Annotated in this window: 17 protein-coding genes; 8 read left to right on the top strand and 9 right to left on the bottom strand. The window is 62.9% G+C overall.

Annotated features, from left to right (window positions below; translation table 11 throughout):
• Positions 1 to 6 precede the first annotated feature (6 nt).
• Both rho and hemJ read right to left on the bottom strand, forming a co-directional pair.
• On the bottom strand, positions 7 to 1278 hold the full coding sequence (gene rho / locus E4S58_RS09065; protein WP_136636094.1) for a transcription termination factor Rho: 1272 nt from the start codon (positions 1276 to 1278) through the stop codon (positions 7 to 9).
• Positions 1279 to 1396: 118 nt separating this feature from the next.
• Positions 1397 to 1843: a protoporphyrinogen oxidase HemJ gene (hemJ, locus tag E4S58_RS09060; protein ID WP_136636093.1), complete on the bottom strand. Its 447-nt coding sequence runs from the start codon at positions 1841 to 1843 to the stop codon at positions 1397 to 1399.
• Between the two features lie 420 nt (positions 1844 to 2263).
• Here hemJ and E4S58_RS09055 point away from each other — a divergent pair, with 420 nt between their 5' ends.
• Genes E4S58_RS09055 through dnaQ form a run of 4 tightly spaced genes read left to right on the top strand, consistent with a single transcriptional unit; the run spans position 2264 to position 4968 of the window.
• Positions 2264 to 2860: a Maf family protein gene (locus E4S58_RS09055; protein WP_205965371.1), complete on the top strand. Its 597-nt coding sequence runs from the start codon at positions 2264 to 2266 to the stop codon at positions 2858 to 2860.
• Positions 2857 to 3693 (top strand): shikimate dehydrogenase, encoded by an 837-nt coding sequence (locus E4S58_RS09050; RefSeq protein WP_205965370.1) that lies wholly within the window; start codon positions 2857 to 2859, stop codon positions 3691 to 3693. The genes E4S58_RS09055 and E4S58_RS09050 overlap by 4 nt, the downstream gene beginning before the upstream one ends.
• Positions 3690 to 4283 carry a dephospho-CoA kinase gene (coaE, locus tag E4S58_RS09045; RefSeq protein WP_136636091.1) on the top strand — a complete coding sequence of 198 codons (594 nt, stop codon included), beginning with the start codon at positions 3690 to 3692 and terminating at the stop codon, positions 4281 to 4283. The genes E4S58_RS09050 and coaE overlap by 4 nt, the downstream gene beginning before the upstream one ends.
• The gene (gene dnaQ / locus E4S58_RS09040) at positions 4276 to 4968 is read left to right on the top strand and encodes a DNA polymerase III subunit epsilon (protein WP_136636090.1); all 693 of its coding nucleotides are present in this window, start codon (positions 4276 to 4278) and stop codon (positions 4966 to 4968) included. The genes coaE and dnaQ overlap by 8 nt, the downstream gene beginning before the upstream one ends.
• A gap of 2 nt (positions 4969 to 4970) precedes the next feature.
• On the opposite strand, the gene secB is transcribed toward dnaQ, so the two are convergent.
• Both secB and E4S58_RS09030 read right to left on the bottom strand, forming a co-directional pair.
• Positions 4971 to 5459 carry a protein-export chaperone SecB gene (gene secB / locus E4S58_RS09035; RefSeq protein WP_136636089.1) on the bottom strand — a complete coding sequence of 163 codons (489 nt, stop codon included), beginning with the start codon at positions 5457 to 5459 and terminating at the stop codon, positions 4971 to 4973.
• A 77-nt stretch (positions 5460 to 5536) separates the two neighbouring features.
• Positions 5537 to 6034: an FxsA family protein gene (locus E4S58_RS09030; RefSeq protein ID WP_136636088.1), complete on the bottom strand. Its 498-nt coding sequence runs from the start codon at positions 6032 to 6034 to the stop codon at positions 5537 to 5539.
• Between the two features lie 113 nt (positions 6035 to 6147).
• Between E4S58_RS09030 and E4S58_RS09025 the strand changes: the two genes are divergently transcribed.
• The 3 genes from E4S58_RS09025 to E4S58_RS09015 are packed head-to-tail and all read left to right on the top strand — an operon-like array spanning position 6148 to position 8416.
• On the top strand, positions 6148 to 6807 hold the full coding sequence (locus E4S58_RS09025) for a Tim44/TimA family putative adaptor protein (RefSeq protein WP_136636087.1): 660 nt from the start codon (positions 6148 to 6150) through the stop codon (positions 6805 to 6807).
• A complete protein-coding gene (gene mltA / locus E4S58_RS09020) occupies positions 6804 to 7838 on the top strand; it encodes a murein transglycosylase A (RefSeq protein ID WP_136636086.1) in 1035 nt (344 codons plus the stop codon). The genes E4S58_RS09025 and mltA overlap by 4 nt, the downstream gene beginning before the upstream one ends.
• A complete protein-coding gene (locus E4S58_RS09015; protein ID WP_136636085.1) occupies positions 7835 to 8416 on the top strand; it encodes a Smr/MutS family protein in 582 nt (193 codons plus the stop codon). Before mltA ends, E4S58_RS09015 begins: the two co-directional genes overlap by 4 nt.
• Here E4S58_RS09015 and E4S58_RS09010 read toward each other — a convergent pair.
• From E4S58_RS09010 to hslV, 4 genes are all read right to left on the bottom strand, one after another.
• Entirely contained in the window at positions 8413 to 9510 is a 1098-nt protein-coding gene (locus tag E4S58_RS09010; protein WP_136636084.1) for an alpha/beta hydrolase, read from the bottom strand. The genes E4S58_RS09015 and E4S58_RS09010 overlap by 4 nt on opposite strands.
• Before the next feature lie 63 nt (positions 9511 to 9573).
• Positions 9574 to 10881, bottom strand: coding sequence for an ATP-dependent protease ATPase subunit HslU (hslU, locus tag E4S58_RS09005; RefSeq protein WP_136636083.1), 1308 nt, complete (start codon positions 10879 to 10881; stop codon positions 9574 to 9576).
• Positions 10878 to 11954, bottom strand: a complete 1077-nt coding sequence (locus E4S58_RS09000) for a hypothetical protein (protein ID WP_136636082.1) — start codon at positions 11952 to 11954, stop codon at positions 10878 to 10880. Before E4S58_RS09000 ends, hslU begins: the two co-directional genes overlap by 4 nt.
• On the bottom strand, positions 11947 to 12513 hold the full coding sequence (gene hslV / locus E4S58_RS08995; protein WP_136636081.1) for an ATP-dependent protease subunit HslV: 567 nt from the start codon (positions 12511 to 12513) through the stop codon (positions 11947 to 11949). Before hslV ends, E4S58_RS09000 begins: the two co-directional genes overlap by 8 nt.
• A 96-nt stretch (positions 12514 to 12609) precedes the next feature.
• Here hslV and E4S58_RS08990 point away from each other — a divergent pair, with 96 nt between their 5' ends.
• A complete protein-coding gene (locus E4S58_RS08990) occupies positions 12610 to 13503 on the top strand; it encodes a hypothetical protein (protein WP_136636080.1) in 894 nt (297 codons plus the stop codon).
• Between the two features lie 57 nt (positions 13504 to 13560).
• On the opposite strand, the gene trxA is transcribed toward E4S58_RS08990, so the two are convergent.
• Positions 13561 to 13881, bottom strand: coding sequence for a thioredoxin (trxA, locus tag E4S58_RS08985; protein ID WP_136636079.1), 321 nt, complete (start codon positions 13879 to 13881; stop codon positions 13561 to 13563).
• Between the last annotated feature and the right edge of the window lie 8 nt (positions 13882 to 13889).

Raw genomic sequence — 13889 nt, 5'->3', positions numbered from 1 at the left:
GCCGGTTTACCCGTTCATCGACTCGAAGAATTCGCCGTTCGTCTTGGTCTGCTTCAACTTCGAGATCAGGAACTCGATCGCGTCCGTGGTCCCCATGGGGTTCAGGATCCGCCGCAACACGAAGGTCTTCTGCAGATCGATCTTGTCGGTCAACAGGTCTTCCTTCCGGGTACCGGACTTCAGGATATCCATCGCCGGGAAGACGCGTTTGTCGGCAACCTTGCGATCCAGCACGATTTCCGAGTTACCGGTCCCTTTGAATTCTTCGAAGATCACTTCGTCCATTCGGCTGCCTGTGTCGATCAGGGCGGTCGCGATGATCGTCAACGACCCGCCCTCTTCGATGTTCCGCGCCGCACCAAAGAACCGCTTCGGCCGCTGCAGGGCGTTCGCATCCACACCACCGGTCAGAACCTTGCCCGACGACGGCACCACGGTGTTGAAAGCCCTACCAAGTCTTGTGATCGAGTCCAGCAGGATAACAACATCTCGCTTATGTTCGACCAGGCGCTTGGCCTTTTCGATCACCATTTCCGAAACCGCCACGTGACGCGTCGCCGGTTCGTCGAAGGTCGAGGAAATGACCTCGCCCTTCACCGACCGCTGCATGTCCGTCACTTCTTCCGGACGTTCGTCGATCAGCAGGACGATCAGGTAGCACTCAGGATGGTTGGTCTCGATCGAATGCGCGATGTTCTGCAGCAGAACCGTCTTACCCGTCCGCGGAGGCGCCACGATCAGCGACCGCTGCCCTTTCCCGATCGGCGCCACAAGGTCGATGATCCGGGCCGACCGGTCCTTGATCGTCGGATCCTCGATTTCCATCTTCAGGCGCTGATCCGGATAGAGCGGCGTGAGGTTGTCAAACGACACCTTGTGCTTGGCCCGCTCCGGCTCTTCAAAGTTGATCTTCTGGACCGAGGTCAGCGCAAAGTAGCGCTCGTTCTCATCGGGCTCCTTCATCAGCCCCTCGACCGTATCGCCGGTCCGCAGCGAATACTGGCGGATCATGTCAGGCGACACATAGATGTCATCCGGACCCGGCAGATAGTTCGCCTCGGGCGAGCGCAGGAACCCAAAGCCGTCCTGCAGTACCTCAAGCACGCCGTCGCCGCCGATCTCCCACTCCTCGTCCGCGCGTTCGCGCAGGATCTGGAACATCATCTCGCCCTTCCGCATGGTCGAGGCGTTCTCGATCTCCAGCTCTTCTGCCATCGACAGAAGGTCCTTCGGGCTCTTCGCCTTCAGATCGGACAGATTCAGACGGTTGATAGTCATGGAAAACTCCGGCGACCGGCCCAAGGGGCACGCAGTCTGGTCAGAATGGGGAATCGCTCCACCCGGACGGGCGGCTTGGTCGCGGTAATTAGGGACCGGCGGCCCCAAAGTCAACGCTTCAGAACTTCACCACCACCGACAGCACGATCACGACCATCAGCAGCGTCGGCACTTCGTTCATCATCCGGTACTGTCGGCCGGTCACGCTGTTCGTACCGGCCTCAAGGTCCTTCCGACGCTTGCCAAGCCAATGATGGAACCAGGTCATCGCGATCACCGCCACCGCCTTCGTCCAGGGCCAGACCATGCCCCAATCGACGATACCGGGCGTGAACACCAGCATCAGCCCGAAGACCCAGGTCGCGATGCTGGCCGGGTTCATGATCAGCTTCAGCAGCTTTTTTTCCATCATCTGGAACGTTTCGCGCATCTGCGCGTTATCCGCTTGTTCCACGTGGTGTACGAAAAGCCTGGGCAGATAGAACAGCCCCGCCATCCATGCAATCACGGACATGATGTGCAGGGACTTGGTCCAGGGATAGAGGGACGCGAGCAGGTCAGTCATAGGGCCTCCCTAATAATAAATATAAAAGAAGAAAAGATTGATGAATATTGTAGGGACGCCAAAACCTGTGGATTACCTGCTTCGCCACAATCTTGCCCACATTCTGCCACATCCTGTGGATGACCATGTGTGAACTTGCCCGTGGTCTGTGTAAGACCTCAGAATAAACCAATTCAAAACAATGATTTGCGTCTTAATCCCGGTCCAGATGGGTCTTGGGATAATCTCTGTGGCAAGTTCGGGATGATGCGGGGAAGACAGGTGTCATCCACGCCACCCAAGTTATCCTTCCCCCCAGAGGGATGGATGCAGGGATGGCGCGGGAGAACGGGGATGGTTTCCCACCCCTTGTCTCCGGTCTGTGGATCTTACAGAAACAGTCCTTAACAAACTCCTAACGTAATCCCGGAAGTTATCCACATGCCGGACCTGATCCTTGCCTCCGGCTCTGCCATCCGGGCCGAGCTTCTGACCCGCGCCAACGTGCCCTTCACCGTGCGGACCGCTCCGGTCGACGAAGAGACGATCAAGCAATCACTGCTGGCCGAAGGCACCCGTCCCCGCGACATCGCCGACGCCCTGGCCGAGGCCAAGGCACAGCGCATGGGTCAGAAATGCCCGGAGGATTTCGTGCTGGGCTGTGACCAGGTGCTCGACCTTGAAGGTCAGTTGATGTCCAAGGCGACCACCCGCGATGAGGCCGCCGACCATCTTCGCCAGCTCTCCGGCAAGACGCACAAGCTCCACTCAGCAGCCGTCATCTTCCACGAAGCCCGCCCGATCTGGCGGTTCGTGGGCGAGGCGCGACTGACCATGCGCCCGCTGTCCGACGCCTTTTTCGACGCCTATCTGGCCCGCAACTGGCCTACGGTCGGCCAGTCGGTCGGCTGCTACATGGTCGAAGCCGAAGGGGCGCGGCTTTTTGCACGGATCGACGGAGATTATTTTTCGGTCCTCGGCCTGCCATATCTTCCCCTTCTGACATACCTCGCCGATCGAGGAGTGATCGACCAGTGACCGCCCTGCCCCGCATCCCCCTGGCCGCCGTCATCGGCTGCCCCGCCGCCCATTCCCGGTCGCCGCACCTGTTCCGGCATTGGCTGACCCAGCATGACCTGCCGGGCCACTACGTTCCCGCGCATGTCGAGCCCGAAGATTTCGAAACCGTCCTGCGCACCATGGCCCGGATGGGGTTCGTCGGCGCGAACGTCACCCTGCCCCACAAGGAACAGGTTCTGAAAATTGCCGATGTCGTGACAGATACCGCTCGGCGGATCGGCGCCGCAAATACCGTGACGTTTCAAGACGATGGCGTGATCCATGCAGACAATACCGATGCGTATGGATTTATCTCGAACCTCCATCAGGATGCGCCGGACTGGCAGCCCGCCTCTGCGCCCGCGCTGGTCCTTGGCGCCGGCGGCGCGGCCCGCGCGATCATCGTCGCGCTGCTCGACGCTGGCGTCCCCGAGATCCGGCTGACCAACCGCACCCGCACCCGGGCAAAGGATCTGGCGACCACCTTTGGTCCTGCCGTAACCGTGGTCGACTGGGCGGATGCCGCCGCGCAGATCACCGACTGCCTGACCGTGGTCAACACGACGTCCCTCGGGATGGCGGGCAAGGATCCCCTTCTGCTCGACCTCGCGGCGCTGTCGCCGGATCACCTGGTCACCGACATCGTCTATACGCCTTTGCAGACCGAACTCCTCAAGACCGCGTCCCAGGTGGGCTGCACGACCGTCGACGGCCTTGGCATGTTGCTGCATCAGGCGGTGCCCGGGTTCGAACGCTGGTTCGGTGTGCGCCCCGAGGTGACCGAAGAAACCCGAAAGGCGGTGCTGGCATGACCTATCTTGTCGGTCTGACCGGATCCATCGGCATGGGGAAATCGACCACGGCCAAGCTGTTTGCCGAAGAAGGCTGTGCCGTCTGGGATGCTGACGCCGCCGTGCATCGCCTCTACTCTCCGGGCGGTGCGGCCGTCGGTCCCATGCAGGTGGCCTTTCCGGACGCGATCATCGATGGCGCGGTGTCTCGCGATCGGCTCAAGGCGGCGATCGCTGCCGACCCGACCGCCCTGCGCCGCATCGAACAGATCGTGCATCCGCTTGTCGCCGAAGATCGCCAGGCCTTCATCGCCGCGACCGACGCGGACATCGTCGTGCTCGACATTCCGCTTCTGTTCGAAGGCAGCGGTCACAAGCTGGTCGATACCACGGTCTGCGTTTCCGTCGACGCCGACACGCAGCGCGACAGGGTGCTCGCCCGCGGCACCATGACCGAAGCGCAGTTCGACATGATCCGCGAAAAGCAGATGCCGGATGCGGAAAAGCGCGCACTGGCGGATCACGTCATCATCACCGATACTCTCGACCATGCCCGCGATCAGGTCCGGGCCATTGTCGCGAAAATCAGGGAAAAGATCGAAAATGCGTGAGATTGTCCTTGATACGGAAACGACAGGCTTCGATCCCCAACAGGGCGACCGGATCGTCGAAATCGGCGCGGTCGAACTGTGGAACCACGTCGCCACCGGCAAGACCTACCACGTCTATATCAATCCCGAACGTGGCATGCCGCAGGAGGCCTTCGAGGTTCACGGGCTGGGCGATGATTTTCTGCGCGACAAACCGAAATTCGCCGAGATCGCGCAGGGGTTCCTGGATTTCGTCCAGAACGACAAGCTGGTGATCCACAACGCCAGCTTCGACATGAAATTCCTGAACGCCGAACTTGGCTGGCTCAACCTGCGCCAGCTGCCGTTCGATCAGGCGATCGACACGCTGGCCATCGCCCGGCAACGCTTCCCCGGCTCGCCTGCCTCGCTCGATGCGCTGTGCCGTCGGTTCGGCATCGACAACTCCTCGCGGACGCTGCACGGCGCGCTTCTCGACAGTGAGATCCTGGCGGAAGTCTATCTGGAACTGATCGGGGGCAAGCAGCCGGATTTCGGCCTGTCCACGACATCGCGCGGATCGAACGGGTCGGACGACGACGACTGGCGTCCGCGTCCGCGACCCACGCCTCTTCCGTCACGCATCACGGAAGAAGAAGCCGCCGCCCATGCCGAATTTGTGGCCAAGCTGGGCGACGGCGCTGTCTGGAAGCAGTTTCAGTCCTGAAATCAGGCCTGGGCTGCGGGCTGTTCTGCGGCGCGGCGCTGAAGTTCGGTCCGGTAGAGGCCGACGAAATCGATGTTGTCGAGGTTCAGCGGCGGGAAGCCACCGTCGCGGGTCACGTCGGACACGATGCGGCGCACGAAGGGGAAGATCATCCGCGGGCATTCGATCAGAAGGAACGGGTGCAGCTGATCGTCCGGCACGCCTTCGATGTTGAACAGGCCGACATATTCCAGCTCGAGCACGAACAGCGGGTCTTCGGTGCCCTGTGCGTTCGACCGCACGGTCAGCTTGATCGTCACTTCGTACTGGTTCGCGGCGTCACGCTTCTGGGCGTCCAGCGCCACCTGCACCTTCACGTCCGGCTGCACCTGGCCCGAGGCCTGCTTGCGCGCCAGAATGTTTTCGAAGGACATGTCGCGCACGTACTGGGTCAGCACGTTCATTTTCACTTGCGGGGCTTCCTGCGCCGCACCGTTCGCGTTTTCCGCCATAATAACTCTCCCAAAGGGTTTTTCGGTCGACATGCCCATTATCAGGATGCCGACCGTGTCTCAATGCTTTCCGCCGATCAGTGCCGGGTCCACCCCGACGACGGGTTGTGCGTCGGACGCTTGGGCGGCTCGACCTCGTGATAGGTGCCATCGATCACGTCATCCCGGGCAGGGCCTGCGCGATGCGGCTGCGGGCGGGCCTGTTCGGCACCCATGCTGAAGGACGCGACCTTCACATTCCTGCGAAGCCATTTGAACGCGGCATGGCGCACCGGCGGTGTCAGCAGGGCAAAGCCCACGGCGTCGGTGAAGAACCCGGGCGTCAGAAGCAGAACGCCGGCGACCAGGATCATCGCGGCATCGGCCAGCGGTTCGGACGGGTCGCGCAATTCATTGAAACTGCGGCGCAGGTTGTTCAGGGCCATGGCCCCCTGCGCCCGAACCAGCCAGGTGCCCAGCAACGCGGTGCCAAGGACGATCAGCAGGGTCCAGCCCAGCCCGATCAACCCGCCCACCTGAATGAACAGCGCGATCTCGATCATCGGGACGGCAATGAATGCCAGCAAGAGCCACATGGCGACCTCCGGGTTTTGTGCGGTGCGGTAGACTTACCGTAACCTGTCACCTACATAAGAACGAACCCGGGCACTTTCCATGCTCCGGGCAGAAACCAGCCCAAGGGGTATCGATGAATTCGCCGATCTTACAGCTGCTCGTCCTTGCCGGGATTGCCGTTTTTCTGATCCTTCGGTTGCGCAGCGTTCTGGGCACGCGCGAGGGGTTTGAAAAGACACCCGTGCCCAAATCCGACCCTGCGCCGGATCGTCGCAACGACTTCGAGGTGATCGAAGGCGGGCCGGATCCGGACATCGCCGATCACGTTCCTGCCGACAGCCCTGCCGCCGAAGCCCTGGCCAAGATGAAGGCGATCGAGCCGGGATTCTCGGTCTCGGAATTCCTGTCCGGTGCCCGCGGCGCCTATGAGATGATCCTGATGGGGTTCGAACGGGGTGAGATGGAAGACATCAAGCCGTTCCTGTCGCACGAGGTCTACGAAAGCTTTGCCTTCGTCGTGAACGACCGCGATGCCAAGGGTCTGAGCGTCGAATCCGATTTCGTCGGCGTGAAGGAACTGCAGCTGGTGGATGCCGAATTCGACGACGCCACCAACGAAGGCGAACTGACCGTGCGTTTTGTCGGGCAGCTGACCTTCGCCGTGCGCGACCGCGCCGGCGAGGTGATCGAAGGCGATCCGAAGGCCGTGAAGACCCAGCGCGACGTCTGGACCTTTGCCCGCGCCATGGGCACCAACGATCCCAACTGGCAACTTGTCGCCACGGGCGAATGACGCTGGTGCGGCTGGCAGCCCTGCTGGCCGCGCTGACCCTGCCGAACGCGGGGGCGGCGTCGGACACGTCGCTGAAGATCCTCGACTATTCCGACCTGTCCGGCTGGGCCGAGGATGACCATTCCGCCGCCCTTCGCACCTTCCTGAACACCTGCCCTGATCTGACGGCGCCCGATTGGCAGCCGATCTGCGCCATGGCCGCGCAGCAGACCAACGCACGCACCTTCTTTGAGCTGTTCTTCACCCCGGTCCTGATCGGGGACGAGGATCAGGCCCTGTTCACCGGATATTTCGAACCCGAGCTTGACGGATCTCTGATCCGCACCGGCCGTTTCCGCTATCCGATCTATCGCCTGCCGCCCGAAGCCCGGGACCGCCCCTGGCTGTCGCGGCGCGAGATCGAAACAACTGGCGCGTTGACCGGCCGCGGGTTGGAGATCGCCTGGGTCGACGACCCGGTCGAACTGTTCTTCCTGCAGATCCAGGGGTCCGGCCGCATCCGCCTGCCGTCTGGAGATGTGCTTCGCGTCGGCTATGGCGGCAAGAACGGCCACGACTATAAATCCATCGGGCAGGAACTGGTCCGGCGCGGTGTCTATTCCGCGCATCAGGTTTCGGCCCAGGTCATCAAGAACTGGGTGCGGCGCAATCCTGTCGATGGGGCCGAACTGCTGCGTCACAACCCGTCCTACGTATTCTTTCGCGTGGTCGATACGGTTGCGCACGAAGATGGCCCGGTGGGTGCCATGATGCGGTCGGTCACGGCGGGGCGGTCGATTGCGGTCGATCCTCAGTTCACGCCGCTGGGTGCCCCGGTCTGGATCGAAAAGGCAGGCAACGTCCCGATGCATCGCCTGATGGTCGCGCAGGACACCGGGTCCGCGATCAAGGGGCCGCAACGCGCCGACATCTTCATGGGCACCGGTGACAAGGCCGGTCGCGCGGCCGGACGGCTGCGTGATCCCGGACGGATGGTTGTGCTTCTGCCGATCCAGCGCGCCTATGCCATGCTGCCCGAGGACCGGCTATGAGCCGCCGCCTGCGCCCGGATGAACTCGACCTCTGGAACCGGGTCGCCGAGACCGCGGAACGGATGCACCGTCCGCGTCCGCGCGACGAGGTCAAGCCGGGGTCCAAACCGCGCAAGCCCGTGGCGCAGCCCGATCCGATCCCTACATTCCGGCTGGGGCAGGGGGCGCAGGGCACATCGCCGCCGCATGATCTGATGGGCACGGTCAGCGACCGCGTGCGCAACGCCCCCGTGCGGATGGATCGCAAGACCCACACCAAGATGAAACGCGGCAAGCTGCGCCCCGAAGGCCGGATCGACCTGCACGGCATGACCATGGATCGTGCCCACCCCGCCCTGACCGGGTTCATCATGCGATCGGCGTCGGAAGGGAAACGGCTGGTGCTGGTGATCACGGGCAAGGGCAAGGATCGCGACGAAGACGGCCCGATCCCCGTCCGGCGCGGGGTTCTGCGCCACAATGTGCCACATTGGTTGTCCGTTCCGCCGCTGTCGCAACTGGTGCTTCAGATCACGCCCGCGCATGTCAGCCACGGCGGGGGCGGGGCCTACTACGTCTATCTCAAGCGGCTGCGTTAAAGCCCGAACAGCCCCGGCGACAGGATCACCTGTGTTGCGTTCTGCACGCTAATCGCGACGCCCGGCAATCCACCCCGCCGCGCGGTGGTTGTCGTGAAGGTGCTGTCGAGCTCGGCACTGCGCGACAGCAGCTTGATCAGCGCCGGTGACGATCCTGCGGTGAAATGCGATTCCGCCAGCTTGCCGCTGAAGGCCGTCACATCCACCACCGTCACCTTCAGATCCGCGATCGTTTCGGTATCGGCAAGCGTGCCCAGACGCGTCGACCGCCCGTTGATCCGGGACGACAGCTGCAAGGCGCGGTCTTTCTGCGACACGAAGATCGCGAAAGGCTGGGGCAGGGCGCGGATGCGATGCGCCTGCGCCTTGAACAGATCGATGTCGATGTCCGGAGAGATCAGGACCACCCCGTCCAGTATCCGGTCCGGCAGCCCCGGCTCGGCGATGTCCATCTGGCGCAGCACCTCCATCACCAGCATGGCGCCCAGCGAATGTCCGACGATCACCACGTTGCGCGCACCGGATCGGGCGACGTCGCGCAGCATGTCCTCTAGACCGTCACGGGCGAACAGCAGGCTGTCCCGATCGTGGGAATAACCAAGCGGATGGGCGATGCTGGGCCAGGAATAGTGAAGCGCCAGGCCGTGAAGTTCGAAGTCATGGACCAGCTGCGCGGTGCGAAACACGCCATCGGCAAAGGCATTGTTGTAGCCGTGCACGTAGATCGTGATATCCCGCTGCGCCGGGGGCAGGGCGGTCAACCGGTCGCGCAGCGCGGTGCGAAACCCCGTCCGGTCGCCAAGACCCTGGCTGTCGGTCATGACGAAATGCTTGCCCGGCACCGCCCGACGATAGGAAACCGGCACGGCGCCAAGGTTGCGCGCCGTCGGAATCGACACGTCGATCCCGAGGTATTCGAACCGATCGCTGCGGTGCGCGCCGTAAAACCCGGTGGCCTCACGCGCCCGATTGGTCACCACCAGCACCTGCTGGCTGTCCCCGACATTGACGGCGGCGGGAACAAGCGGGGCGTTTGTCGGGTCGGCACAGGCCGCCAACGTGAAAGACAACAGGAACGCCAGTAAGATCCGCATGGTCCGGGCCTGATCGAAAGACGCCCTTTCGATAGCCCGAACCCGGGGGTCACGCCAGTGGGATCACAGCACGTAACGGCTCAGGTCGGCCGAGGCCGCAAGCTTGCCGATATTGTCCTGCACGAAGGCTTCGTCGACCGAAATGGTGTCGCCCGCCTTGTCCGGCGCATGGAAGCTGAGTTCCTCGAACACCCGCTCCATGATCGTGTAAAGTCGCCGTGCGCCGATGTTTTCGACCGATTGGTTTACCTCGGCTGCGATCCGGGCGAGCGCGGCGATGCCGTCCTCGGTAAAGTCGACGGTCACGCCCTCGGTCTGCATCAGGGCGGTGTACTGGCGGGTCAGGGCGTTGTCGGTTTCCGTCAGGATCGCCACGAAATCGGCCTCGGTCAGCGACTGAAGCTCGACCCGGATCGGCAGGCGGCCCTGCAGTTCCGGCAACAGGTCCGATGGTTTCGCGACGTGGAAGGCGCCCGACGCGATAAAGAGGATATGGTCGGTCTTGACCGGCCCGTACTTCGTCGAAACGGTCGTGCCTTCGATCAGAGGCAGCAGGTCACGCTGCACGCCTTCGCGGCTGACATCACCGCCGCGCGCATCGGACCGGGCGCAGACCTTGTCGATCTCGTCCAGGAAGACGATGCCGTTTTCCTCGACCGCCGATAGCGCCGCGCGGTTGACGGTTTCGTCGTCCAGCAGCTTGTCGGCCTCTTCGCCGATCAGCACCTCGTAGCTTTCCGACACCTTCATCTTGCGCTTCACCGTGCGCCCGCCGAACGCCTTGCCGAAGATATCGCCCAGGTTCATCATCCCCATCTGGCTGCCGGGTTGTCCCGGAATATCCATCATTCCCATGGGGTTCGAGGTATCGGCGATCTCCAGCTCGATCTCGGTATCGTCCAGTTCACCACTGCGCAGCTTCTTGCGAAACATCTCGCGCGTGCCGTCGCGGGCGTCGGTCCCGGCGATCGCGTCGATCACGCGGTCCTCGGCCATCTGGTGCGCCGAGGCCTTCACGTCATCGCGCATCTGTTCGCGGGTCATGGCGATGGCGCTGTCCATCAGGTCACGCACGATCTGTTCCACGTCCCGGCCGACATAGCCGACTTCGGTGAACTTGGTTGCCTCGACCTTGATGAAGGGCGCGCGGGCCAGTTTGGCCAGGCGGCGCGAGATCTCGGTCTTGCCGACGCCGGTCGGTCCGATCATCAGGATGTTTTTCGGAAACACCTCGTCGCGCAGGTCATCGGCCAGTTGCCGACGCCGCCAGCGCGACCGCAGGGCCACGGCCACGGCGCGCTTGGCGTCCTTCTGGCCAATGATGAACCGGTCAAGTTCCGATACGATTTCGCGGGGGGTGAGGTCGGTCATGTAAGCTCCATGTACGGAGGAAGTTTAGATTTGCCCGGAAAGTCGGGCAGCGCGCGCAGCAACTTGCCGCGCGTTTCGGTCCAGTAGGTACCAAGAAGGGTGACGAAGATGCCAAGGATCAGCAGGATCCACAGCCACATGTTGTCGCCCTCGGCGGTGCGCAGCACCACGCCCAGCAGCACGGCGATATACCCGATGCCAGCCGTCAGGAAACTGCGCCGGTCGATGATCAGCGCCAGGCAGGCGATAATCGCCAGCGACAGGGCCAGCAGCGCATACCCGGTCGCCGTCTGCATGTTGTAGAAGGTCAGCGCCACGGTGTTCACCAGCGCCAGCGCCGCCAGCAGGTGAAGCCAGAACCCGGACGCCGCCTTGCGTCCCAGCCGATGCGGATCGGACATGTCGAACCACATGCCGACCAGAAAGGCGCAGATGCCGAAGATCAGTGTTCCGAAGGCAAGGTTATAGCCCGACCGAAGATCAAAGAGATCGGTGAACTCGGCGCCAAGCGTCACGGGCACCAGTGATTTCGTGGCAATGGCGACAAAGGCCATGCCGGTCAATCCGATCAGGAACATCGTGAAGGGCAGGCGAAAGACGCGGTACCAGATGGCCAGCGCTGCCGCCGTCACGCCGCAGACGACGAAGCCCCAGAGGGTCGATCCGGTCAGTGACAGGCTCCACTGTCCCGTCAGGTCGGCCACCGTGCCGAAGACGCAGAAGGCATAGCCGATCACCAGCGCGATTGACGGAAGGACCATGCGACGTTTCAGGGTGAAATACCGCGCCAGGTAGAAACAGACGACTGCAACCGCCACCAGCAGTACGGCAGGCCGCCCAAGGGCGAATGCAAAGGGCAGGACGGCGCTGAACAGCAGGCCCAGCCCGACGGTCACGAAGATTTCAGAAAATCCGCGAAACAATTCAAAGGGTTCATCATCCGCGACCTGTGCCGCGCGGGTGCCCACACGTTCCTCGGCCAGCGTCAGAACCCGGGTGGCCTGCGCTTCGGTCAACGCCCCGGCGGCCACGGCGGCGCGCAGGTCGTCCCGGCTGAAGGCCGTTTCAGCCACCGATCTCTTCCACGGTGAGATTTCCGTTGGTGTAGACGCAGATATCCGCCGCGATGCCCATGGCCTTGCGGGCGATGCATTCCGCATCGAGGTCGGTGTCGATCAGGGCCCGTGCGGCGGCCAGCGCATAATTCCCGCCCGACCCGATGGCCGCGATGTCGTGTTCGGGCTCAAGCACGTCGCCAGCGCCGGTGATCACGTAAAGCTCCGTGCCGTCCGTCACGATCAGCAGCGCCTCGAGCTTTTGCAGGTATTTGTCCGTCCGCCAGTCCTTGGCCAGCTCGACCGAGGCGCGCTGAAGCTGTCCCGGCGTCGCCTCAAGCTTGGCTTCCAGCCGTTCCAGCAGGGTGAAGGCATCGGCCGTCGATCCGGCAAAGCCGCAGACCACGTCGAACCCGCCCGGCGACAGCCGCCGCACCTTGCGCGCGGTGCCCTTCATGACGGTCTGGCCCATGCTGACCTGTCCATCACCGGCCACCACCACCTTGCCGCCCTTGCGGACGCCGATGATCGTGGTGCCGTGCCAGCCGGGAAAATCGCCGCGATCGTTGTCTGCCATGCCAGGTCTCCTTGCGTTGACGCTCTATATGCGGTCGCGGTTGCGCAGGGACAACCCCGCCTTGCGAGCGCCCCGGGTCGCGGCTAGCGTCACGCCATGACCGAACGGGCCACGCTTTTCCTTGAACCCACGCTTCTGAAAAGCGCCAAGGACCGAGAACACAATTTCCTGAACCACGTGATCGGTGTGCTGACGGACGGTGGCTATCGGGTCGACCTGCGGCCCGATCACGACGGGTATCGCCCCGAACATGGCCGCGCCCTGACCCACATGTCGCCGCCACCCCCCGGAGGTCTGTGCTTTCGGCGGGTCTATCACTATCCCTTCTGGGCGATCGAACAGACGTCGGAACGTTGGCATTGGTCCACGGCAAAGTCGGCCTATTTGCCTGATTTAGTGCCTGATACCGAGGCGCGAGGCTTTCATCGTCGCTGGCGTGATCGGGTGTTCCCCCGCGCGGCTACGGCGACCCGTGACGGGTTCGTCTACGTGCCGCTGCAGGGCCGTCTGCTGGACCATCGGTCGTTCCAGTCCTGTAGCCCGCTCGATATGCTGCGCCACACGCTCGCCGCTGATCCGACGCGGCCCGTCATCGCCACGCTGCACCCGAAGGAACACTATTCCGAGGCCGAACTGACCGCCCTGCGCAAACTTGCCACGCATCCCCGTCTGACCCTACGGACCGGCGGGATGGAAGCCCTGCTGCACGGGTGCGATTACGTGGTCAGCATGACCTCGGCCGCGGCCTTCAACGCGATCTTCTTCGGCAAGCCCTGCATCCTGTTCGGCCAGATCGACTTTCACCACATCATGCTCTCTGCCCGGCCCGATGACCTGTCGGCTTTCGACCGGATTGCGGATCACGCCCCCGACCATGCGCGGTATCTGTGGTGGTTCTGGCAGCACCAAAGCATCAACGCGGGTCGGCCCGAAGTCCGCGACCGCATTCGGGCGGCGCTGCAACGGTGCGGTTGGCCGATCTCTGGTTGAGCCAAAGAAAAAGGCGCCCGCTGGGGGCGCCTTGCATCATCCCATGAGGGACGGCGGTCAGATCGACTCTTCGATCCAGGCCTTGAGCGATGCTTTCGGCGCAGCGCCGGCACGGTTCGACACCACTTCGCCGTTCTTGAAGATGAACAGGGCCGGAATGCCACGAACGCCCATCTGCATCGGCGAATTCGGGTTCGAATCGACGTCGACCTTGGCAATTTTCACTTTGTCGCCAAACTCTTCCGCCAGTTCTTCCAGAGCCGGGCCGATCTGCTTGCACGGTCCGCACCATTCGGCCCAGAAGTCCACGACAACGGGGACGTCCGAGTTTTTCACTTCAGCATCAAAGGTATCGTCGGTGACGGCAACGGTGGTCATGCGGGATC

Source organism: Pseudooceanicola onchidii, from assembly GCF_004959925.1.
Lineage (GTDB): Bacteria > Pseudomonadota > Alphaproteobacteria > Rhodobacterales > Rhodobacteraceae > Pseudooceanicola > Pseudooceanicola onchidii.
The sequence above is the reverse complement of the archived record's forward strand: the minus strand, read 5'-3'. Positions and strand labels throughout refer to the sequence as shown.